Source organism: Acinetobacter sp. 40AMC3-4 (assembly GCF_049898185.1).
GTDB lineage: Bacteria > Pseudomonadota > Gammaproteobacteria > Pseudomonadales > Moraxellaceae > Acinetobacter.
Map to the genome: position 1 here is coordinate 132,527 of NZ_JAFCXG010000004.1, position 22,517 is coordinate 155,043.

Annotated in this window: 15 protein-coding genes; 6 read left to right on the top strand and 9 right to left on the bottom strand. The window is 44.0% G+C overall.

The features are described from left to right. Window positions 1-36 precede the first annotated feature (36 nt). The 3 genes from ACP7BU_RS06835 to ACP7BU_RS06845 form a co-directional block, all read right to left on the bottom strand. Window positions 37-1,629, bottom strand: a complete 1,593-nt coding sequence (locus ACP7BU_RS06835) for a peptide chain release factor 3 (protein WP_004647433.1) — start codon at window positions 1,627-1,629, stop codon at window positions 37-39. A gap of 143 nt (window positions 1,630-1,772) precedes the next feature. Then, on the bottom strand, window positions 1,773-3,635 hold the full coding sequence (locus ACP7BU_RS06840; RefSeq protein WP_425879154.1) for a putative bifunctional diguanylate cyclase/phosphodiesterase: 1,863 nt from the start codon (window positions 3,633-3,635) through the stop codon (window positions 1,773-1,775). 435 nt (window positions 3,636-4,070) lie between these two features. Next, a complete protein-coding gene (locus tag ACP7BU_RS06845; RefSeq protein ID WP_005245962.1) occupies window positions 4,071-6,257 on the bottom strand; it encodes a carboxy terminal-processing peptidase in 2,187 nt (728 codons plus the stop codon). A 199-nt stretch (window positions 6,258-6,456) separates the two neighbouring features. Between ACP7BU_RS06845 and nagZ the strand changes: the two genes are divergently transcribed. Continuing rightward, window positions 6,457-7,479 carry a beta-N-acetylhexosaminidase gene (gene nagZ / locus ACP7BU_RS06850; protein WP_425879151.1) on the top strand — a complete coding sequence of 341 codons (1,023 nt, stop codon included), beginning with the start codon at window positions 6,457-6,459 and terminating at the stop codon, window positions 7,477-7,479. Window positions 7,480-7,602: 123 nt separating this feature from the next. After that, window positions 7,603-8,466, top strand: a complete 864-nt coding sequence (locus tag ACP7BU_RS06855; RefSeq protein WP_425879149.1) for a class I SAM-dependent methyltransferase — start codon at window positions 7,603-7,605, stop codon at window positions 8,464-8,466. A 28-nt stretch (window positions 8,467-8,494) separates the two neighbouring features. Here the strand turns inward: ACP7BU_RS06855 and ACP7BU_RS06860 are convergent, their stop codons facing one another. Next, window positions 8,495-9,832, bottom strand: a complete 1,338-nt coding sequence (locus ACP7BU_RS06860) for an alpha/beta fold hydrolase (protein ID WP_425879147.1) — start codon at window positions 9,830-9,832, stop codon at window positions 8,495-8,497. A 322-nt stretch (window positions 9,833-10,154) separates the two neighbouring features. Here ACP7BU_RS06860 and ACP7BU_RS06865 point away from each other — a divergent pair, with 322 nt between their 5' ends. The 3 genes from ACP7BU_RS06865 to pta all read left to right on the top strand — a co-directional run bounded on the left by ACP7BU_RS06865 (window position 10,155) and on the right by pta (window position 15,285). Further along, on the top strand, window positions 10,155-11,420 hold the full coding sequence (locus ACP7BU_RS06865) for a glutamate-5-semialdehyde dehydrogenase (protein ID WP_425879274.1): 1,266 nt from the start codon (window positions 10,155-10,157) through the stop codon (window positions 11,418-11,420). 450 nt (window positions 11,421-11,870) lie between these two features. After that, a complete protein-coding gene (locus ACP7BU_RS06870; protein WP_313564721.1) occupies window positions 11,871-13,091 on the top strand; it encodes an acetate/propionate family kinase in 1,221 nt (406 codons plus the stop codon). A 55-nt stretch (window positions 13,092-13,146) separates the two neighbouring features. Then, window positions 13,147-15,285, top strand: a complete 2,139-nt coding sequence (pta, locus tag ACP7BU_RS06875; protein WP_409651879.1) for a phosphate acetyltransferase — start codon at window positions 13,147-13,149, stop codon at window positions 15,283-15,285. A 231-nt stretch (window positions 15,286-15,516) separates the two neighbouring features. Here pta and ACP7BU_RS06880 read toward each other — a convergent pair whose 3' ends face one another. Continuing rightward, complete coding sequence (locus tag ACP7BU_RS06880) at window positions 15,517-15,756, bottom strand: DUF2171 domain-containing protein (protein WP_004729548.1); 240 nt, start codon at window positions 15,754-15,756, stop codon at window positions 15,517-15,519. A gap of 719 nt (window positions 15,757-16,475) precedes the next feature. Here ACP7BU_RS06880 and ACP7BU_RS06885 point away from each other — a divergent pair. Then, complete coding sequence (locus tag ACP7BU_RS06885; RefSeq protein ID WP_004278405.1) at window positions 16,476-18,002, top strand: fumarate hydratase; 1,527 nt, start codon at window positions 16,476-16,478, stop codon at window positions 18,000-18,002. A 67-nt stretch (window positions 18,003-18,069) separates the two neighbouring features. Here the strand turns inward: ACP7BU_RS06885 and ACP7BU_RS06890 are convergent, their stop codons facing one another. The 4 genes from ACP7BU_RS06890 to tig form a co-directional block, all read right to left on the bottom strand. Next, complete coding sequence (locus tag ACP7BU_RS06890) at window positions 18,070-18,786, bottom strand: DUF2846 domain-containing protein (RefSeq protein WP_004729543.1); 717 nt, start codon at window positions 18,784-18,786, stop codon at window positions 18,070-18,072. Between the two features lie 170 nt (window positions 18,787-18,956). After that, window positions 18,957-20,267 (bottom strand): ATP-dependent protease ATP-binding subunit ClpX, encoded by a 1,311-nt coding sequence (clpX, locus tag ACP7BU_RS06895; RefSeq protein WP_004278407.1) that lies wholly within the window; start codon window positions 20,265-20,267, stop codon window positions 18,957-18,959. 29 nt (window positions 20,268-20,296) lie between these two features. Continuing rightward, complete coding sequence (clpP, locus tag ACP7BU_RS06900; protein ID WP_004647427.1) at window positions 20,297-20,902, bottom strand: ATP-dependent Clp endopeptidase proteolytic subunit ClpP; 606 nt, start codon at window positions 20,900-20,902, stop codon at window positions 20,297-20,299. A 193-nt stretch (window positions 20,903-21,095) separates the two neighbouring features. Further along, a complete protein-coding gene (tig, locus tag ACP7BU_RS06905; protein ID WP_004647426.1) occupies window positions 21,096-22,427 on the bottom strand; it encodes a trigger factor in 1,332 nt (443 codons plus the stop codon). Window positions 22,428-22,517: the final 90 nt, after the last annotated feature.

The window sequence follows — 22,517 nt, forward strand, 5'->3', positions numbered from 1 at the left end:
TGATATTTTTAAACTTTAGCTGCGAAGCCTGAAATTTTAGTGTTCACGCGTATTGTGGAACACGATGTCCGGATAACGTTCTTGCATGAGCTGTAAATTCACCCGGCTTGGTGCAAGATAAGTCAAATGACCTCCACCATCGACAGACAACTGGTCATGGGCTTTTTTCTTGAATTCGTTGAATTTCTTCTCGTCATCACAAGATACCCAACGCACTGTGTTGATACTGACCGGTTCGTAAACACAATCAACCTTGTATTCTTCTTTCAGACGGTAAGCCACCACTTCAAACTGTAGCACACCCACCGCACCCACGATCAGGTCGTTGTTATTCTGCGGCATGAATACCTGGGTCGCGCCTTCTTCTGAAAGTTCTTTCAGACCTTTTTGCAACTGCTTGGATTTTAATGGATCCTTCAAGCGGACACGACGGAACATTTCCGGCGCAAAGTGCGGAATACCGGTAAACTGAAGTTTCTCACCCGAGGTAAATGTATCGCCAATCTGGATGGTGCCATGGTTATGCAGACCAATAATATCACCCGGCCAAGCTTCTTCCAGATGCTGACGATCACCGGCCAGGAAAGTTAAGGCATCGCTGATGCGCACATCTTTATCCAAACGTACATGCTTCATCTTCAAGCCTTTTTCATACTTGCCTGAACAGATCCGCATGAAGGCAATACGGTCACGGTGTTTCGGATCCATATTGGCCTGAATCTTGAAGACAAAACCGGTAAAGCCTTCTTCATCCGCTTCTACAACACGATCTTGGGTCGGATGGGCTTTAGGAGATGGTGCATATTGACTGAAGGCATCCAGAACATGGTCGACACCAAAGTTACCCAAGGCTGTACCGAACAACACAGGCGTTTGACGACCGGCCAGGAATTCTTCACGATCTAAAGGCTCATTGGCCATTTGTACCAGTTCCAGCGATTCTTCAAATGCCGCCCAAGCCAGTTCACCCACTTTCTCACGAAGATCAGGATAGTCATAACCATCTCGCACTTCGATCTCGGTAATGACTGAACCGAAACCGGCTTTATACACGTAGAATTTTTCTTCGATTAAATTGAATACACCGGCAAAATCACGGCCAGTACCGAGCGGCCAGGTGATCGGAACACATTTAATTTTCAGAACGTTTTCGATTTCATCCAGAAGCTCAAGCGGTTCACGGATTTCACGGTCCATTTTGTTGACGAATGAGATGATCGGGGTATCGCGCATACGACACACTTCCATCAATTTAATGGTTCGGTCTTCGACACCTTTTGCACCATCAATCACCATCAGCGCCGAGTCTACCGCGGTTAGGGTACGGTAGGTATCTTCCGAGAAGTCTTCATGTCCCGGGGTGTCCAGAAGATTGATCATCTTGTCTTTGAAAGGGAACTGCATCACTGAGGTTGTAATCGAGATACCACGCTCTTTTTCCATTTCCATCCAGTCCGATGTTGCGGCCCGGTCAGATTTACGGCTTTTTACCATCCCGGCCACCTGAATAGCCTGACCCCATAACAGCAATTTTTCTGTCATGGTGGTTTTACCGGCATCGGGGTGGGAAATAATAGCGAACGTACGTCGCTGGGCGACTTGTGCCGCCAGTTCTTGCTTAAAGCTCATGAAATACACCTACTGCTCAATGCACAGCATTCGAGATCAAATTCGATCAATATGAAAAAAATTGGCGATATTGTAGCAGAGTTTCAGGGTGGAGTTCCGTTAGCCATGTTGTCTATCCTGACGCTCAATGAATTAGAGCGCTATTAACGGAATTGTAAGTTTTCTAGTCGTTGTTCATCTACCGGCAAGCCCAGCAAAAAGCCTTGTAACTGTTCACAACCGAGCCGGGTTAAAATTTCTGCTTGCGCTTCTGTTTCAACACCTTCGGCGGTCACCACCAAGCCCAGTTTTATGGCCAGCTGAATAATGCTTTCCAGAATCATTTCCTCTTTGGAGCCGACTGCCAGATTTTTGATAAATTCCCGGTCAATTTTTAACTCATCTACGGCGAAATTCTTTAAATAGAGAAAACTGGAATGCCCTGTACCAAAATCATCAATGGCTAGACGGATGCCCATTTGTCTTAAGCGCTTAAAGCTGCGCATACTCACATCAATATGATGCATGGCAGTCGATTCAGTAATCTCGATCATTAAATGCTGAGGACTGATTTTATATTGTGCAAATAACTTTTCTAAAGTACTAAACAAATGCTTATGCTCAAATTGTACTGCAGACAAATTGACCGCGATAGGGAAAAATTCAGTATGTGTCTGTTGCCATTTTTGAATCTGCTGACAGGCCAGCTCCAATGCACAATAGCCCATTTGAATAATCAGTCCGGTTTTTTCAGCCGCATTGATAAACAGATTCGGGCCGAGCAAACCAAACTGGGGATGGTTCCAGCGAATTAATGCCTCTACCCCACACAAGCTACGGTCTTTGGTCCGAAACTTGGGCTGATAAAACAGCACAAACTGCTGCTCTTCCACGGCTTTATATAGGTCATTAATCAGGGTACTCTGGCTCTTGCTTTCATCCTGGTCGGTAGAATAATTAAAGACTGAATAGGTATTGCGCCCCTGATACTTGGAACTCAGCATGGCGGCATCAGCATTGACCAGCAGATCCTGTAAATTCTTGCCGTGTTCCGGATACATGGCAATGCCAATACTGCCCGAGATATGAATACTCTTGCCTTCAATCAGGAAACTTTCCTGAATCAGTTCAAGAATCTGTTCTGACATTTTTGCAGCTTTGGCGACAGATGTGTTTTCCAGTACCAGCAGAAATTCATCCCCACCAATTCTGAGCAGCTTGGAATGATGGCCTAATAACAGATGAATCCGCGTGGTCAATTGAATCAGCAACTGATCGCCGACCAGATGGCCAAACACATCATTGACTGCTTTAAAACGATCCAGATCGATATATAAAAAAGCAATTTCATGCTGCTGTTCGGACTGACCTGAAAACAGCAGATTTGCATATTCAGCCAGATACAAACGGTTAGGTAATTTGGTCAGATTGTCCTGAATGGTCTGATTTTCAATTTGTTGATTGGCCCATGCAAGCTGACGGTTGCGTAATCCCACACGCAGTTCGGACACGATGATACAAATCAGCGTTACCAGCAGCAATCCACTCATCAGTATCATGGCCAGAAATAGCTGATCATGTGCCTGAACTAATTCCGGTGACTGTTGCATATGGGCGGCAGTAAAATTGAATGACATCATGCTAATAGAGTGCATGCCAAAGATGCTGAGTGCGATCACACCTAATACGAGAACTGACCGGAAAAATGACCAGGTACTTCTGGTACTTCTGGTACTTAACCAGAGGATAAACATAGATGCAGTGCATATCACCAGAACAGACAGGAGCATCAGGCCCAAATCCATCTCATATTTATTCAGCACAAAACTTGCTGTCAGCCCAATAAAATGGATCAACCATATGAATAGGCCCAATAGCATGGCGGTTAGCATTAAATTGAAGGTTTTAAAGTTTAGCTGTAAAGCGCCTGAAGCAAATTTTTTAATCCGTGCGATGAGATAGCAAGCAACCAATGCAGAAAGAACGGACCCGATGAGCAGACCAATATCATGCTGAATATCAATCATATAAAATGTTCCCCAGCGGTGATCATTTTTATTATGCTCTGCACTGATATTTCCATTTTCACCCGGTCAAATTTGAGCTCAGTAAAATCTCAAGACTGACCATCTATGCAAGCCAATTGGTCTGCAACAACATCAGTCTTAACTAAAATTTAGAATTTATATTTCTTTCTTTTGAAGTTGAGAATTGCCTCAAAAATAAGACTCAACAGAAAAATAAAATACAACTTATATATTAGAAGTGTTTCAAATTTAAGCAAATATTTAGCTTCATTTTTTTAGCTCATTTATTCGATCACCATCACAATTTTTTTCTTTTTATTTAGACAGATGGCACTTCATAGCAAAATTTTATTTGTTCTTTCGTGCAGATTTGCAAAATAAAAAAATAGCCTGTCGAAACAGGCTATTTTTATCAACGACCAATGAGGCTAAAACTTAGGGTTTTGCTTGTAATTTGGCATAGTCCAGTAACACATTTGCCGCTTCAATCACAAACGCTTCTTCTTCAGGCAGAGCCGGACGTTCTTTGGCCTTCATCTTGGCACGCGTTTCAATCAAGGCATCCAGTGAAGCCTGATAACTTTCCCAGTTTGGATAAGGTTTCAGACCTGTTGCAGCACGACGAGTGTTTTCTGCGTCCAGCGTTTTTTGCTCCATGGCAATCAACTCAGCTTTACGCTGTTGCAAGTCCAGTACCTGACGTTTCTCTTCTTCAGCTTTCTTCATCACGGCTTTACGCTGTTCTAAATACTTGAACTGAGAATCCAGTGTGACCCGTTGCTGAGAAAGTTTAGCCAATTCAGGAACGTATTTCTGTACTGCACCTTCGCGTTTAAATGGTGCCGTTGGAATAGTATCCCACTGCAGGGCATTTTTGGCCTTACGCTCACCAAACTCCTCGTTATAAATATCGACCAGTTTAATGTCCGGAACGACCCCTTTATTCTGGGTACTACCACCAGTCACACGGTAGAATTTACGCTGCGTCAATGTCGCCTGACCATGCGCCAGACTATCCAATTGTACTTGTGCTGTACCTTTACCGGTGGTAGTACTGCCAATCACAATCCCGCGTTCATAATCCTGAATCGCAGCGGAGTAAATTTCACTGGCCGATGCAGAGGCCAGATTCACCATCACTGCCAATGGACCCGCATAAGTTTGTGCACCACCATCATCATCTTCAAAGACGCTGACATTACCATTGCCATCACGGATCTGCACCACTGGGCCAGACTTGATTACTTGCCCTAGCATACGTGCCACTTCTTCCAGTGAACCACCCGGGTTATTGCGTAAATCAACAATAATCCCGGCAACATTCTTCGCTGCCAACTCTTTCAAGGCTTTGTTGGTATCTTCGGATACCGAACGATAATCCGTACCGGCACGGCGTGCGCGATAGTTCAGGTAGAATGACGGAATTTCGATCACACCATATTGATATTTCTTGCCATCGCGCTGAATGTCGACTACACGTGTACGCACACCGGCATCTTCTTCCTGAATCACGTCACGGGTAATAGTCACATTACGGGCCTGCCCCATGGCAGCACCCGCACCGAGTAAGCGTAAAGTGACTTTCGTGCCACGTTTACCACGAATCAGACCGACAATTTCATTACTTGGCCAGCCAATGACATCGACCATCTGTTCGCCGTCTTGGGCCACACCAATGATACGATCCCCTGATTTGACCTGACCGGATTTGCTGGCCGGACCACCTTCAACGATGGTTTCAATTTTGGTGTAATCTTCATTGCCGCGTTCCGGGCGAATCGATACGCCGACGCCTTCCAGCTGTAAAGTCGTCTGACGATTCAGCTCCATCGCATCCACAGGCGGGAAGTAATTACTGTGGGGATCATAAGTCAGCATCATCGCGTTCAGTGTCTTGTCGAGCACATCATCACTTTTGACGCGGCTGAGACGTTCCAGTTGACGGGTATAACGCTTGGTCAAGGTTTGCGCAGGCGTTAGATCTTCAGGACCAGTCAGGTCTTGTCCATTGGCCAATTCCGGATTGGCTTTCAGCGCTTTCTGCTTGGCCAATTCCTCTTCTTTACTGATGGTCAGATTGATCAGCTGTGACACCAGCATTTTTGACCAGTGCGCACGCTGTTCAGCCTCAGTTTTAAAGAATGGCGCTTTCTCACGATCCGTTTCGATATAAACATTTGGCTGATTCAGATTCTGCGGTTTTTTCAGCTCATTCAACATATAGGTGTAGAACTGGTGCAAGCGCTGTTGATATTGCGCATGCATTTCATAAGGACCAGACAAGTTGCCGGCTTTCAGATTGGCACCAAAATTGGCACCATAGCGTTTCTTATAGTTTTCAACTTCTGGGGCCAGAAACAGACTGTGTTCCGGATCAAGACTATCAATATAGAAATCAAAAATACGCTGCGAAGTCTGAGCATCCAGACGCATATTTAAATAATGCTGACGGTCAACCAGGGTTGCCAGCTGACGTGACACCAGCGCCTGCTCTTGAGATGGCTGAATTGCTTTACTGACCACTTCATTACTATTGGCCGCAATCGCATCATTCACTACATGGGTAAAAAAGAATCCACCTGTCGCAATCGCAACTGCGCAAGCTATAGTTTGAAATTTCATAAATAATTCGTACTTCCTTGGCCTAGAGACCAATGTGACCGTGTTGCTTTTCGACCAGAATTTAACGTATTCAGCATCTTAAACAACTTAATATGTTTATGTCGTGTAGTTTTATCATATTCTGTGCTGACAAAGTGTAGCAAATCATTGCAGAATTCAGGTATTGTTTTCTCCGAAAACTCTAAAACGGATTCCGCATATGATTGGCGCATTGATGCTCGACATCGCAGGCACAACCCTCACTCAAGAAGATATTGAACTATTAAGTGCGCCGCAAGTCGGTGGAGTGATTTTATTTGGTCGCAATATCGAATCTCCCGCCCAAGTCCGTGCTTTGACCGATCATATGCGTCAGGTGCGTCCTGATATTTTAATTGCAGTGGATCAGGAAGGCGGTCGTGTACAGCGTTTAAGACAAGGCTTTACCCTGCTGCCTGCCATGGGGAAATTTGGCGAACTTTATACGAGCGATCCACAGCGTGCCCTTGAACTGGCTGAAAAATGCGGCTGGCTGATGGCGACTGAAGTACTGGCTGTCGGAATTGATTTCAGCTTTGCACCGGTACTGGACCTGAATGACATCAGTGATGTGATCGGTGATCGTAGCTTTGCCCAAAATATTCAGGACATTATTCCACTCGCCAGCGCATTTCTAAAAGGTATGAAACGTGCCGGTATGGCTTCAACTGGTAAACATTTCCCCGGTCATGGCTCTGTTAAAGCAGACTCGCATGTTGCTGCAGCAATTGATACGCGCTCCTATGCAGAGATTCAGCAAAAAGATATGCAAACCTTTATCCAGTTACAATCACAACTGGATGCACTGATGCCGGCTCATGTCATCTATAGCCAGGTAGATCCCAATCCAGCCGGATTCTCAGAATTCTGGATTCAGAAAGTTTTACGTCAAGAGCTCGGCTTTGACGGTGTCCTGTTCTCGGATGATTTAAGCATGCAGGCTGCCTGTGTTGCAGGTGATGCCGATGCCCGAATTCAGGCCGCCCTTAAAGCTGGTTGTGATATGGGTCTGGTCTGCAATGATCGTGCAGCACAATGTATTGCACTAGAAGGAATTGAAGATTTGCCCCTCCCGAACCAGCAACGCCTGGAACGCATGCGCGGCAACATCCCGAACATCCAGATTGGTGATGAACTGGATCTGGGTGAAGAATGGCGCGAGATCCGTGATGAAATACTGGCATTTAAACAGCAATCCAGCTAAAACTTTTTAAATCCAATCAATATGAAAAAGGGACACGACAAGGTGTTCCTTTTTAATTATAGTAATGAAAAGGTTACACTATTATTCAATCAACTTAAAAATAACAATAAGGTCAGAACAAATATGACAGACTCACTTTCGCAACATCGCCATATTTCTTTTACGGCGCACTATACCGGCTATATCTGGTATCAAATGGGAATCTCACATCCAGCCTTTGCTACATCCAAAGGCAAGTTCCTGGCCAAACTGCTTCATCCCCTTGAATCCTGGGCAGAACGCCATGTCGGCGGTAGCATGCGGACTACACTTAAGCAGCGCCATCAGATGATTGATGAGCATTTGTGTCAACTAATTGAGCAACATCCACAACTTCAGGTTCTTGAAATTGCCTGCGGACTATCTCCACGCAGCTGGAATTTCAGACAGAAATTCCCCGAGATTAATTATCGTGAACTGGACCTGCCGGATATGGCCAAGATCAAGACGCAGGCTTTACAGCAGATCGATCAGTATGCCCCTGAAGTCCTGACTGCCGATATTTTTAGTGAAGAACTGGACTGTATTTTTCAGATGTTTGACCGCAACCAGCCCTTAGTGGTCATTAGCGAAGGACTGATTAATTATTTTGATCAGCAGATGTTAGGTATTCTGATGCAGGGGATTACAGAAAATGCGCAGTATTTCCCGGCAGTTCACTATCTCAGCGATATTTATCCTGAACCGGTGAAAAATAAACTGGCGAACTTTATCTGGAGCAGTAGCCGTCTACTTAAATTCATGTCTCGCAGTGCGTTTACCTTTCATTTTAAATCCCCCCAAGAACTGCAGCACTTTTTTCAAGATGCAGGATTTGACCAGGTTGAGGTACAACAACCACAACGTTATTTTGCCGAGCCTCGTCAGCAAAACCCGACTCATGAACAGGATGAACATTTAGGTGATCTGGTCTGGATGGTTCATGCCGTGAAAAAAAACAGCGTTTAAGTACGCTGTTTTTTAATGCTGATATTTTTTAAATTGCGGTATCAAATACTTCGGTCTGTTGCAAAATTTTCTGCCGTTTTACAAAAGCCAATAGACGTTCTGCGACTTCAAAACTGCCATGTTTGAATAAGGCACGCAGCTGGGTGTTATTCTGTTCAAAGATGAGGCACTCAATATGAAATTCCCCAGCTTCATCTTCCAGATGCAAGGCCAGATCACGTGGATAAGTTGCTGCACGCTCAGCCTGTCCTGCATCTAACTCCAGCAATACCCCAAAGAAATTCATATCTACAATCTCTACATTCAAGACACGATCAGAATGACGATGACTGAGGAAACGCTGTGAATCTTGCACCTGAATCCGCTCTTCACCGCGACGTTCAAGCTGCTGTATCTGTTCACGCGTGAACGGAATAATTCCTGCCAGTTGATCAACAGCTTCATCGCGCAAGAAAGTTGCAAACAGATGCATGGTTTCTTTACGACGTTGTAACTGCGGCACATGATCAGCACCTGCAATTTGCACATACTGCATATCCGGGCATTGTAGGGCAAAATTCGCATTTTCATGTGGCAAGGTAAAACTGTCATATTGCCCACATGCCACCAGTACTTTGCACTGCGGGATCGGGACATTGGTCAGACGCAATAAACGGTTGCAGTTAATATCATAACGATCCTGTTCGGTGGCCGTAAATTCCGCCATCTGTTTAAAGAACAAACGTTTTGCAGTCGGTGACATTCGGGTTTCTGTCAAACGTGCATGATTCACCAAGTACAAAATGACGGCCTGACCAAATTCATCCATACGCTGTTCTTTCATCAGGTGTAGGGATTCTTCCAGCAGCATTCGCCAGCTTTTACGGGTTTTCTGCATCACGCCCATCAGAATCATCCGATCGACCAGTTCAGGACGCTGATCTGCCAGACAGGAAGCTACCACTGACCCTAAGGACATGCCTAAAATTGCCACTTGCGGCAGCTGCATCTGTTCCAGCCAGCGCCCTAGCATCGCAGCAAGGTCTTCAAGCTCCAGTGTTCCGGCAGACAGACCTGTGTCGACATTACTAATCTGCTGGTTGGCCCCCATGGACGGCAGGTCAATCAGAATGATGGGACCTGCATCAAAAAGCTGTTCTACACAATATTTGTAGGAGTTAAAATTCTGGAAAGCTCCCCCAATAATCACCATTGGTCTTAAATGTAAGGTATCTGGACGGGCGATCGCCATATATTCGATTTTCCAGCCATCCATCCAGGTGGTGCGTGGTGGCTGCTTAAAACTGTGCTTATCATAAAAATCAAAAAAACCATCGTGTCTATGTTGTTCCAATACATGGGCGTCCATGTGGATAATGGAATTCATATTCCTTTTCCTCCGTCCTTGCCTTATTTTTATTGTGCAAGTCATGCTTAACAGATCTTATAATTCAGGCACATTCCGGTGTGCCTGAACATGCATCCTGCTCTTTAATAATTATAAATGACATCAATGTCGCGTGTTTCATTCTATACAGAGCTGCTTTTCACAAGCAACCGCTTCAGTGACCACTTATCTGCTTTTAAACAGAAAACATTTTCAAAATGTTTAGAAGTCTGCGAAAACGGATGATTTTTAACAGATGGGCTTCATTGTGCAGCAGCAGGCTGTTAATATCGAAATGAAATTTCTAAGTGATCAAACCGCTATGCAAGAGTCTATTGAACAATACATGCAAACGGTAGGACAGCAGGCACGCCAAGCGTCTCGCATTTTGGCTCGCGCGTCCACCCAAACTAAAAATAATGCGTTATCCGCTATTTATACGGCTTTGGAAAATAGCCAAGCTGCTATTTTGGCTGCTAACCAGAAAGATATGACCAAGGCGCATAACAACAATCTGGACTCAGCCCTGCTTGATCGCTTAGAACTCAACCCCGCACGCTTTAAAGGTATGTTGCAGGGTCTAAAAGATGTCATTGGCCTGAAAGATCCGATTGGTGAAATTAGTGATATGGCTTATCGCCCATCCGGGATTCAACTGGGCAAGATGCGTGTGCCTTTGGGTGTGGTCGGCATGATCTACGAATCACGTCCTAACGTCACGTTGGAGGCTGCATCACTCGCGCTCAAATCAGGCAATGCCATTATTTTACGGGGCGGCTCAGAAGCTCTGGAATCGAATCAGGCAATTGCAGTTGCGATTCAGCATGGCCTGAAAGTCGCAGGCTTGCCTGAGGCTGCCGTACAAGTGGTAAACACGACTGACCGCGCTGCTGTTGGCCAGTTGATCACCATGACCGAATATGTGGATGTGATTGTGCCTCGTGGCGGCAAGAGCCTGATCGAACGAATTACCGAGGAAGCACGCGTACCGGTCATTAAACATTTAGATGGCAACTGTCATGTGTATGTGGAAGCTCAAGCGGACTTGTTGAAAGCATTGCCGATTGCGCTCAATGCCAAAACCCATCGCTATGGTGTATGTAATGCCATGGAAACCCTGCTGGTCGATGAAAAAGTCGCTGAAGAATTCTTGCCACGCATCGCAGAGCTTTACCAAGAGAAAAAAGTCGAACTTCGTGGTTGCCGGGAAACCCAGCGTATTCTTGGAGATGCAGTCATTACGGCCACTGAAGAAGACTGGTATACCGAGTATCTGGGCCCGATTCTGGCGATCAAAGTCGTTTCTGGTATAGAAGAAGCCATTGAGCACATCAACAAATATAGCTCGCATCATACCGATTCCATTATTACTGAAAACTACAGTCTGGCTCGCGAATTTCTGGCGGGTGTAGATTCAAGTTCGGTCATGATCAATGCCTCTACTCGTTTTGCAGATGGTTTTGAATATGGCTTAGGCGCAGAAATCGGGATTTCAACCGATAAAATCCATGCTCGTGGCCCAGTTGGTCTTGAAGGCCTGACGTCGCAGAAATGGATTGTCTTTGGTGATGGTCAGATTCGCCAATAAGTATTCAGATCGCTCATTTAAAACAGCCTCATAAATGAGGCTGTTTTTTATGGACAGAAAAATTGACACTGAAATAGATGGATTAGAACCTTCCGGTCATTTTATTGATGAATCTCTTTATAGAATTGTATGTAAAAACAATATTTGCCTTTTCAGGCGCTAAACTAAAGAATTAATCTGTTCTAAAATTAAATTTAAGCAGAGTTTAGTATTCTTATTGATTATATTTTCAGCATCATTTTATTTATAAATGAAAACTATGAACTGATAAATTTTAGTTATTATTGTTAAATCGGTCGATAATGCTTAAGTCTAATCTGCTAAAGTCTATCTAGGACAGAAAAAAAACAAATGTTAAAACATATTCATTGATCTGGATTGCTGCTTCATTGCCCGCAATTGGGTCAAGCAAATGGACGAGAATTTTAATTAAAAATTGGGTAATCAATCGTGTCTAAATCAGTATTAGTTATTAATTGTGGCTCTTCTTCAATCAAGTTTGCATTACTTCTTGAGGAGCAGAATTTCCGTATTCATGGTTTAGCTGAGAACTTAGGCACAGAGAATGCTCGCATTAAAGGTGTGACGGTTGGCAATGAGCCGGTCGATATCCATATTCCATTTGCTGACCACAAAAAAGCACTTGAAGTGGGTCTTGAACGTCTGGCCAACTACCGTCCGGACGCGATCGGTCACCGTGTCGTACATGGTGGCAGCCTGACCAAAGCTGAACTGATCAATGACGAGATTATTGAAAAAATTCGTGAAGCAACGCCGCTTGCGCCATTACACAATCCGGCACACTTAATTGGTATTGAAGCAACCAAACGCTTATTCCCGGAATTACCACAAGTTGCAGTATTTGATACTGCCTTCCATCAAACCATGCCAGCGCATGCTTATCGTTATGCCCTGCCGAAATTTTTATATACTGCTCATGGTGTGCGTCGCTATGGCTTCCACGGGACTAGTCATGCCTATGTTTCAGAACGTGGTTCTGAACTGGCAGGTAGTTTCAAACAAGGTGGCTGGTTAACTGCGCATTTAGGTAATGGTAGCTCGACCTGTGCCGTTTGGAATGGGCAAAGTGTAGATACTTCAATGGGCTTAACTCCGCTTGAAGGCATTGTTATGGGCACACGCAGTGGTGATGTCGATCCAAGCCTGCATAGTTTCTTGGCGAAAAACCTGGGTTGGGACATTTATAAAATTGACAAGATGCTGAATAGCCAAAGTGGTCTTTTGGGTCTGTCTGACCTGTCGAATGACATGCGTACCCTGATTGAAGCTTCAGAACAAGGCAATGAAGATGCCGCACTGGCGATTGAAGTATTCTGCTACCGTTTAGCTAAATCTCTGGCAGCGTTGAGCTGTGGTCTGCCACGTCTTAATGGTCTGTTCTTCACTGGCGGCATTGGCGAAAACTCAGCGTATATCCGCGAAAAAACCATGACTTACCTGCCTCATTTCGGTTTCAGTCTGGATAAAAATGCCAATAATGAGCTGAAACGCGGTACCGAAGGCCGAATTGATTCAGGTACAGGCCCACAAATCTGGGTAGTGCCAACAGATGAAGAAGGCCGTATTGCCCGGGAAGTTCAAAGTGTGGTTGAACTTGAAGTGGAGCGCAATACTGCAAAAAAGTCTCAAGCTGAGGTAATGCCTGCATAAGCAGGCTTTAGCTTCTTTTTCACTGATTTTTATTATTCTGCGACTGACATAATTTATGAAAACAATTTTATTGGTTCCCACGGGGGAAGGCGTAGGCTTAACTTCTGCATGTTTGGGCCTGATTTATGCACTGGAATGCCAAGGGGTAAAAGCTGGTTTCCTGAAACCTTTTGCCCAGGAATTGAATGAAATCGAAGACCGCACCACGGCTTTGTATCGTCATATTTCTCAAAGTGAAACGGTTGAACCTATCCGTTATAGCAAAGTCTTGCAGCAGATCAATCTGGGTGAACAGGATGAATTGCTTGAAGAAGCGGTGCGTCTGCATCGTCAAATTGCTAAACAGCATGACCTGATTATTGTCGAAGGGCTGTTGCCAAATACTCAGGACAGTTTTGCCGATGATTTGAATGCTTCACTGGCACAAGCACTGGATGCCAAAGTTATTGTCGTCAGCAATGCCAATATTCAGCAGCCAAGCCAAACCGCAGATAAAGTTGAACATCAGCTGCGTAATTTTGGTGGCGCCAGCTCTACCCGTCTGGCAGGTATCATGTTGATGCGCACCAAGGGTCTACCTGAAGAATCTGCGCAGATTCCTGTCACGCTGAATCCGGATTTACGCCTTAAAGCTGAAACCGCAGAATTTATCACCGCCATTCGGCAGACGCATCCGCATATTGGCTCTGAAAAATTGCCAGTGATTGGCTTGGTGCCTTTCAGTAAAACCTTAAGTGTGCCGCGTATGTCTGATCTGGCAGCCCATATTTCTGCTTACTGGATTAATGAAGGCGAAGCCAAACAGCGCCGTGTGCAACACAGTAGTCTGATTTCAGCCAATATTGAACATGAACTACATAAGTTTGTAGCTGGCGAATTAATTATTAGTGCCTCTGACCGGATTGATGTATTACTGGCAAGTAGTCTGGCCAGCAGTAATGGGATTCCTTTGGCCGGTCTGGTGCTGACTGAACATCAACAGCCAAATGATCATGTACTGGAATTCTGCCAGGCTGCCATCAAGCAAGGTTTACCGATTTTACATACACCACTCAGCACGTTTGAAACCGCACAAAAACTGGCAAATCTCAGCAATGAAATTCCAGTGGATGATACCGAACGTGCAGATCAGGTGACACGTTTTGTTTCAAGCCATATCAATCCGGAATGGCTGAATCAAATGTTGAATGGTTCTTATAAGCCACGTCTGTCACCTTCCGCTTTCCGTCATGAACTGGTACAGAAATCGATTGCTGCGAAAAAACGTATTGTACTGCCAGAGGGTGATGAACCGCGTACCGTACAGGCTGCGGCCATTTGTCAGGCGCGTGGTATTGCACAGTGTATTTTGCTGGCCAAGCCTGAAGCTGTGCTAGAAGTAGCCAAAGCTCGCGGTATTGAATTGCCTGAAGATCTGGAAATTCTTGATCCGGATCTGGTGCGTGAAAACTACATCGACAAGATGGTGGAGCTGCGTAAAGGCAAGCTCAACGAACTACAGGCCCGTGAACAACTGCAAGATACAGTAGTACTTGGCACCATGATGCTGGCGCTGGATCAGGTTGACGGTTTGGTGTCGGGTGCAGTGCATACCACGGCGAATACGGTACGTCCTGCTTTCCAGCTGATTAAGACTGCTCCGGATTACTCACTGGTATCTTCCGTATTCTTTATGCTGTTGCCAGATGAAGTCTATGTGTATGGTGACTGTGCGATCAATCCGGACCCTGATGCAGAACAGCTGGCCGAAATTGCAATCCAGTCCGCCGATTCTGCCAAAGCCTTTGGTATAGATCCACGCATTGCTATGATTTCCTATTCGACAGGAACTTCGGGTACTGGCGCTGATGTGGAAAAAGTCGCGGAAGCTACACGCATTGCCAAAGAACGTCGTCCTGACCTGTTGATTGATGGGCCATTACAATATGATGCAGCATCGGTGGAAAGCGTGGGGCGCCAAAAGGCACCTGATTCACAAGTGGCTGGACGTGCCAATGTATTTATTTTCCCGGATCTGAATACCGGTAACACGACCTATAAAGCGGTACAACGTGCTGCCAATGTAGTCAGTGTTGGACCAATGCTGCAAGGCTTGAATAAGCCGGTCAATGACCTGTCGCGTGGTGCCTTGGTCGATGACATCGTGTTTACCATTGCCTTAACCGCGATTCAGGCCGAGCAGCAAGAAGCTTAATACTTCTTAAATTTAAGTTTTCCAAACCATCTGATTGAAAAATCAGGTGGTTTTTTTATAAAAAAACACTCATAGCTTCAATAAATTCAGCACGCGATCATTATCTCGTTTTAATAAACAATAAAAATGCCAGTCTTTCGAACTGGCATTTTCAACGGTTACTCATAAAGTCTGTGACATAAAAAATTAAGCTGAAGCAGCCCTGCTTTTCAGTCCACTAACTTTAATTTCTTATAAGGTAGTCCACTCTTTACGTACCTCTTCCGCAGTTTTATTGAGCACGACGCTATCGTCTTTGATTTCACTTACCCAACTCAAGGGAATCAGATGATGCTCATTATTTTCATCATCACTTCTTGTTAATTTAATTGAATCCTGACCTTCTAAATGGTCCACCTTCCCGACTTGAGTACCACATGAAGCAATGACTGAAGCATGTTCTTTAATATCACTTGCATTAAAATTGTTCATTCTACTTGCCTGTTTCTAGAAGTTGAGAGAAACAGTCTAAGCAATAAAAAATGCCGCATGTGTAAGGGTTTTCAGGCTTTGAGTTTTTCTGGGTTAAAAATGTAAATGGTCAACATGGCTTGAGTAAGCTATAGGAGAGATGCTTTTTAAATTTGAGTTTTCAAATATTTTTATAACTGGATTTGAAGATTCGAAGATTTGAAGATTTGAAGATTTGAAGATTTGAAGATTTGAAGATTTGAAGATTTGAAGATTTGAAGATAGGTTAATTTTTTTATGTCTTAAAATAAAAAAGAAGATAAAGCTTAGGCTTGATCTTCTTTCTGACCGTACATCCAAGTTGCAGCGATATATACACAAAAACCAGCTGCCATCAAAATACCTGTAACCATTGTTAGGATCTCCCGTTTCAATAGCTGCATTATCTAAAAGTTTTATGACAGTTATATGACAATCTGGTTTTTTGTTAAATTTAAAATAATTAATAAAATTCAATCGCTTAATACGGAATAAGCAAAATTATGCGTATTTTTTATCTGAAATATGACATTGAATATGACAACTTGCTGTCATATTTGACCCATGGAATAGCTAAAGTCCTTGCTCAGATTGCTTAAACTATAAACTTTCGGCCAATGCTCGCCCAAAATGCCCACAACCCGATTCTTTTGTCTTATAATTTAGCCCGCTAGCTATCAGCCCGCTCAAGAGATATTTGTATGACAACTATTATCAAGCAAGATGACTTGATCACATCGGTTAAAGATGCGCTTCAGTTCATTTCTTACTATCACCCACAAGACTTTATCCAAGCGATGAGCCGTGCGTATGATCGTGAAGAGAACAAAGCTGCTAAAGATGCGATCGCACAAATCTTAATTAACTCACGCATGTGTGCAGAAGGCCACCGCCCAATCTGTCAAGATACCGGTATCGTCAACGTATTTGTTGAAGTGGGCATGGACGTTAAATTCGATTTAACCATGAGCCTGGATGATGCAATCAATGAAGGCGTACGTCAGGGTTATTTAGAAAACTCGAACGTGCTTCGCGCATCAGTTCTGGCTGATCCTGCATTTGGTCGTAAGAACACCAAAGACAACACTCCTGCCGTGATTTACCACAAGCTTGTGCCTGGTAATAAAGTAGATATCACTGTGGCAGCCAAAGGTGGCGGTTCAGAAAACAAATCTAAACTAGCAATGTTAAACCCATCTGATTCAATCGTGGATTGGGTACTGAAAACTGTTCCAACCATGGGTGCAGGCTGGTGTCCACCAGGTATGCTGGGAATCGGGATCGGTGGTACTGCTGAAAAAGCCATGATGCTTGCCAAAGAAGCATTGATGGAAGAGATCAACATGGACGAATTGCTTCGTCGTGGTCCACAAAGCAAAATGGAAGAGCTTCGTATCGAAATCTTCGAAAAAGTAAATGCTTTGGGTATTGGTGCACAAGGTCTTGGCGGTTTAACCACTGTACTTGATATTAAAATCAAAGATTATCCATGTCATGCTGCAGGTAAACCAGTTGGTATGATCCCGAACTGTGCTGCGACTCGTCATGCACACTTCCAGTTAGATGGTACAGGTGTTGCACATATTCAAGCACCTAAACTTGAAGACTACCCTGCTGTGACTTGGGATTCTTCATCTTCTAAACGTGTTGACCTTGACACGATTACCCAAGAAGAAATGAATAGCTGGAAACCAGGCGATACACTTCTTCTTAACGGTACAATCTATACAGGTCGTGATGCTGCACACAAACGTATGGTCGACATGCTGAACAACGGTGAAGAACTTCCTGTTGATCTGAAAGGCAAGTTTATCTACTACGTTGGCCCTGTTGATCCAGTCGGCGACGAAGTTGTAGGCCCTGCTGGCCCAACAACGGCTACGCGTATGGATAAATTTACGCGTCAAGTTCTTGAAGCAACTGGCATGTTCGGCATGATCGGTAAAGCAGACCGTGGTCCTGCTGCCGTTGAAGCCATTAAAGACAACCAGGCAACTTACCTGATGGCTGTCGGTGGTGCTGCTTACCTCGTGTCTAAAGCTATTCGCGAAGCTGAAGTGGTTGCCTTTGCTGACCTGGGTATGGAAGCAATTTACAAGTTTGTGGTAAAAGATATGCCGGTATCTGTAGCGGTTGATGTGAATGGTACTTCTATTCACGCGACTGCACCTAAAATCTGGCAAGCAAAAATTGGTAAGATTCCAGTAGTTGACGCTGCTGCGGGCTAATTAAATCTGTATAAAAAAGCACCCATTCAGGGTGCTTTTTTATTATATTTTCTCAATAAAATGTCAATTACCAAGTCCGTGGATCCCAAAGTTTAAAAGGTGCTTTTAGCTGTACATCCAATGATGGATCATAAGCAGTCGGTTCAATTTTTTGGGCTTTTTTACGAATCTGGCCAGTTTCCTGATCTTGTGCCACGAAGTTAAAACTGTCTGATTTTAGCTGAGTAAAAGCAATTTCATTGAGACCAACTTTTTCCGGCATCAGCATGAGTGGCCCTGAAACACTCCGGCGTGTACTGATATTCTCTTCATCATATTTAATAAAATAAGACTGTCCCGCTTCGACAGTAAAATCCAGATATTTAGGTTTCTGGAAATGCAGCGCGCCTAGCGGTCGACTGGTACTCAAACGATAGGTCCCTGCAGGCACTTCAATCCAGTAATAATGGTTGTGCAATAAGCTTGGAATATGTTCTTGATTGATAAACAGGCTGGCAGCGACAATTTCCTGACGATTCCATTTAGAATCGGGCCGGTATAAATACACGATGGCGGCTTCATCATGCTGCGGTTTCACCGTCTGAAACTGGTTGCCCTGCTTTTGATTGACCCAACCGCCAATGGTGAACATGCCGATACGATGCTGCTCGACAAAGCCCGGTTTTTTTTCAAGATCGATATTTTTTAAAGTGCTGAGTGGCTGTGTAGGCTCAACGACGGCTTTCTTACCATGACACCCCAGCAATGCCAAACTGCTGATGAGTACAATTGCGACTCCACGCATGCTTATCCCTCACTGCGTCTTTATTCTTTTGTATGCAAGTGCTTTGCGATTTGTTTTTTATAAGTTTTAGGCATCCACGCCTAGTTAATCAGATTAACACCGAGCTTTATTTTTGGAAATAAAAAACGTGCGAAAACACGGAGTTTTCGCACGTTTCGGACGAATAGCAATTAAGCAGATTTGCTATTTACGACCTTTAAATCTATTTTTGTTGCTGTCTCTTGCTGATCATGTGGCTGACGCTCGGCACGGTATTCCGGCTCTGCTTCACCTTTAATCACAGCTTCATTGATGACGACAGTGCCGACATCGCTACGGCTTGGCAAGTCATACATGGTTTCCAGCAATGAATTTTCTAGGATCGAACGTAAACCACGCGCGCCTGTATTACGCTCAACTGCTTTCTTAGCCACTGCGCGTAATGCCGATTCTTCAAAAACCAGATCCACATCTTCCATATCAAACAGATGTTGATACTGACGGGTCAAAGCGTTCTTCGGCTCAGTCAGAATCTGCATCAGTGCTTCTTCATCCAACTCGTCTAAAGTGGCAATCACTGGCAAACGACCAATAAATTCTGGAATCAAACCAAATTTTACCAGATCAGTTGCTTCAACTTGACGGAACAAGTCAGACAGCTTCTTGGTTTCATCTTTTTTACGCACTTCTGCAGTAAAGCCGATGCCACCTTTTTCCTGACGTTGCTGTACAATTTTCTCAAGTCCTGAGAATGCACCACCACAGATAAACAGGATATTCGAGGTATCAATCTGAATGAATTCTTGCTGCGGATGCTTACGTCCACCTTGTGGCGGAATTGATGCAACCGTACCTTCAATCATTTTCAATAATGCTTGCTGAACACCTTCACCCGATACATCACGCGTGATGGATGGGTTTTCAGACTTGCGGGTAATCTTGTCGATCTCGTCGATATAGATAATGCCCTTTTGCGCTTTTTCGACATCGTAATCGGCTTTTTGCAGTAGCTTCTGTACGATGTTTTCTACATCTTCACCCACATAACCGGCTTCGGTCAGTGTCGTTGCATCTGCCATGGCAAATGGAACATCAAGAAGACGTGCCAGCGTTTGTGCAAGCAAGGTTTTGCCCGATCCTGTCGGACCAACCAACATAATATTACTTTTTGAAAGCTCTACTGAATCATCAGCTTTCTTGCCATTATTTTGCACTTTCAAGCGCTTGTAATGGTTATAAACCGCAACTGACAAGGTTTTTTTCGCGACGTCCTGACCAATCACATATTGATCCAAGGCCGCACGAATTTCATGCGGTTTCGGCAAAGGACGATTGGCCCAGTCATTGGTTTCCACCTGCTGACTGGTTTGAACCAAATCTAAGCATACGTCCACACATTCGTTACAAATGTATGCGTCCTCGCCTGCAATCAGCTTCCCGACTTCAGACTGCGTTTTACCGCAAAATGAACAATGCTTTTGTCCTTGAGGATGTTCGGACATATTTACTCCACTATCTCAATCTTTAAAACTTATGGACGTTTAGTTAAAACTTCGTCCACAAGACCGTATTCTTTCGCTTGCTGAGCAGTCATAAAGTTGTCACGGTCTGTATCACGTGCAACTTTCTCGTAATCCTGACCGCTGTGTTCAGCCATTAAACGGTTTAAACGTTCTTTAATAAACAGGATTTCACGTGCATGAATTTCAATATCTGAAGCCTGACCACGGAAACCACCCAATGGCTGGTGAATCATGACACGGGCATTTTCAAGGCAATAACGCTTGCCTTTGGTACCGGCATTCAGCAGGAACGCACCCATTGATGCTGCCTGACCCATGCAGTACGTTACGACATCAGGTTTGATAAACTGCATGGTGTCATAAATCGCCATACCCGCAGTTACCGAACCGCCTGGTGAATTGATATATAGATGAATATCTTTATCTGGATTTTCCGCCTCTAAAAACAACATTTGCGCAACGATCAGGTTCGCCATGTTGTCTTCAACTTCGCCCGTCATAAAAATTACACGTTCACGCAAAAGGCGTGAATAAATATCAAAAGAACGCTCACCACGAGAGGATTGTTCTACCACCATTGGCACTAAAGCGTTTTCAATCGTTGGAACATACATACGTTTATTTATTCCTAAATTTTTTGTGACCTAACCCATAATCACAATATGAGGGATAATCACTGAAATTGCAAAAAATTCGCCAACAAATCCATTATATTTTTTGCATTAGTTTTGTGAAAAACAGAAATGCTTTTTTCAGGCATCAATATGAAAAAAGGCGCATTAAGCGCCTTTTTTATCGAAAGCTAAATTAGCCTTGTTGACGAGCTTGCTGCTCTTTCAATAAGTCTTCATAGCTTACAGTCGCATCAGTTACTTTAGCAGAAGCCAAAATGTAATCAACAACTTGGTCTTCTAGTACAACTGCTTCGATTTGGGCACGTTGTTGCGCATCGTTTTTGAAGTATTCAATTACTTCGTTTGGATCTTCATAAGAAGAAGCCATGTCTTCGATGTACGCTTCAACACGTGCAGCATCTACTTCGATTTTCGCATCAGCTAAAACACGGCTTACAAGTACGCCAAGTTTTACAGATTTTTCAGCTTGTTCTTTGAACAATTCATCTGGAAGCATGCTTGAATCAAATGCTTTCGCACCTTGAGCACCAAACTGCTGTGTGAACTGCTGAATCATCTGTTGACGTTGACGGTCAATTTCTTGAGCAAGCATAGCAGCTGGAAGTTCAACTTCGTTTGCAGCAACTAATGCATCAAAAGTCGCGCCTTTAACCTGGTTGCGAAGGCCGTTCTTCACTTCACGTTCCATGTTTTTACGAACGTCAGCTTTTAACTTCTCAACGCCTTCTTCTTCAGATACACCGAAGATTTTCAGGAATTCAGCATCGATTTCTGGAAGTTTTTGTTTTTCAACAAGCTTCACAGTGATTTTGAATTGAGCTTGTTTACCAGCAAGGTTTTCAGCTTGGTAGTCTTCAGGGAAAGTTACATCAATCACTTTCTCTTCGCCTTTCTTCATACCAACGATACCGTCTTCGAAGCCAGGGATCATACGACCAGAACCTAGAACAAGTTTGAAGTCTTCCGCAGAACCACCTTCAAATTTTTCGCCGTCGATTGAACCTTCGAAATCAAAAGTTACTTGCATGTCTTTTTTAGCCATGCCTTTTGTTTCAGCCCAAGCAGCACGTTGTTTTTGAAGATTTTCAATCATCTTCTCAACATCTTTGTCATTTACTTCAGCTGCTTTACGCTCAACTTCCAAGCCGTCGAATTTCACTTCGATTTCTGGATAAACTTCAACAGTCGCTGTATATACCAGCGCGTCGTCTTTCATTTCAGTTTTTTCGATGTTTGGCATGCCCACAGCATTGATTTTTTCTTGCTGGATCGCTTCGAAAACTGTGTCACGAATAATATCGTTTACTACTTCTTGGTAGATACCCGCGCCGTATTCACGACGAACTACGTTTACAGGCACTTTACCTGGACGGAAGCCGTTGATCTTCGCAGTTTTAGCAGTGCGTTTTAAACGAGCTTCAAATTGCTCATTAATACGGCTCGTCGGTACAGAAACATTTAAACGACGGGCAACGCCCGAAACCGCTTCAGAAGTTACTTGCATGGCTTCCTCTATATATTAGGTTATAACAGGTTTATAAAAATGTGCCACATTATATGACAACATTTAAGGATATACAAAAAATACGCGCGA

Coding starts and splice junctions, on each gene's coding strand:
- ACP7BU_RS06885 (WP_004278405.1), top strand. CDS start 16,476: ATGACAACTATTATCAAGCAAGATGACTTGATCACATCGGTTAAAGAT.
- ACP7BU_RS06840 (WP_425879154.1), bottom strand. CDS start 3,635: ATGATTGATATTCAGCATGATATTGGTCTGCTCATCGGGTCCGTTCTT.
- ACP7BU_RS06855 (WP_425879149.1), top strand. CDS start 7,603: ATGACAGACTCACTTTCGCAACATCGCCATATTTCTTTTACGGCGCAC.
- ACP7BU_RS06845 (WP_005245962.1), bottom strand. CDS start 6,257: ATGAAATTTCAAACTATAGCTTGCGCAGTTGCGATTGCGACAGGTGGA.
- ACP7BU_RS06890 (WP_004729543.1), bottom strand. CDS start 18,786: ATGCGTGGAGTCGCAATTGTACTCATCAGCAGTTTGGCATTGCTGGGG.
- clpP (WP_004647427.1), bottom strand. CDS start 20,902: ATGTATGTTCCAACGATTGAAAACGCTTTAGTGCCAATGGTGGTAGAA.
- ACP7BU_RS06865 (WP_425879274.1), top strand. CDS start 10,155: ATGCAAGAGTCTATTGAACAATACATGCAAACGGTAGGACAGCAGGCA.
- clpX (WP_004278407.1), bottom strand. CDS start 20,267: ATGTCCGAACATCCTCAAGGACAAAAGCATTGTTCATTTTGCGGTAAA.
- ACP7BU_RS06835 (WP_004647433.1), bottom strand. CDS start 1,629: ATGAGCTTTAAGCAAGAACTGGCGGCACAAGTCGCCCAGCGACGTACG.
- tig (WP_004647426.1), bottom strand. CDS start 22,427: ATGCAAGTAACTTCTGAAGCGGTTTCGGGCGTTGCCCGTCGTTTAAAT.
- pta (WP_409651879.1), top strand. CDS start 13,147: ATGAAAACAATTTTATTGGTTCCCACGGGGGAAGGCGTAGGCTTAACT.
- nagZ (WP_425879151.1), top strand. CDS start 6,457: ATGATTGGCGCATTGATGCTCGACATCGCAGGCACAACCCTCACTCAA.
- ACP7BU_RS06860 (WP_425879147.1), bottom strand. CDS start 9,832: ATGAATTCCATTATCCACATGGACGCCCATGTATTGGAACAACATAGA.
- ACP7BU_RS06880 (WP_004729548.1), bottom strand. CDS start 15,756: ATGAACAATTTTAATGCAAGTGATATTAAAGAACATGCTTCAGTCATT.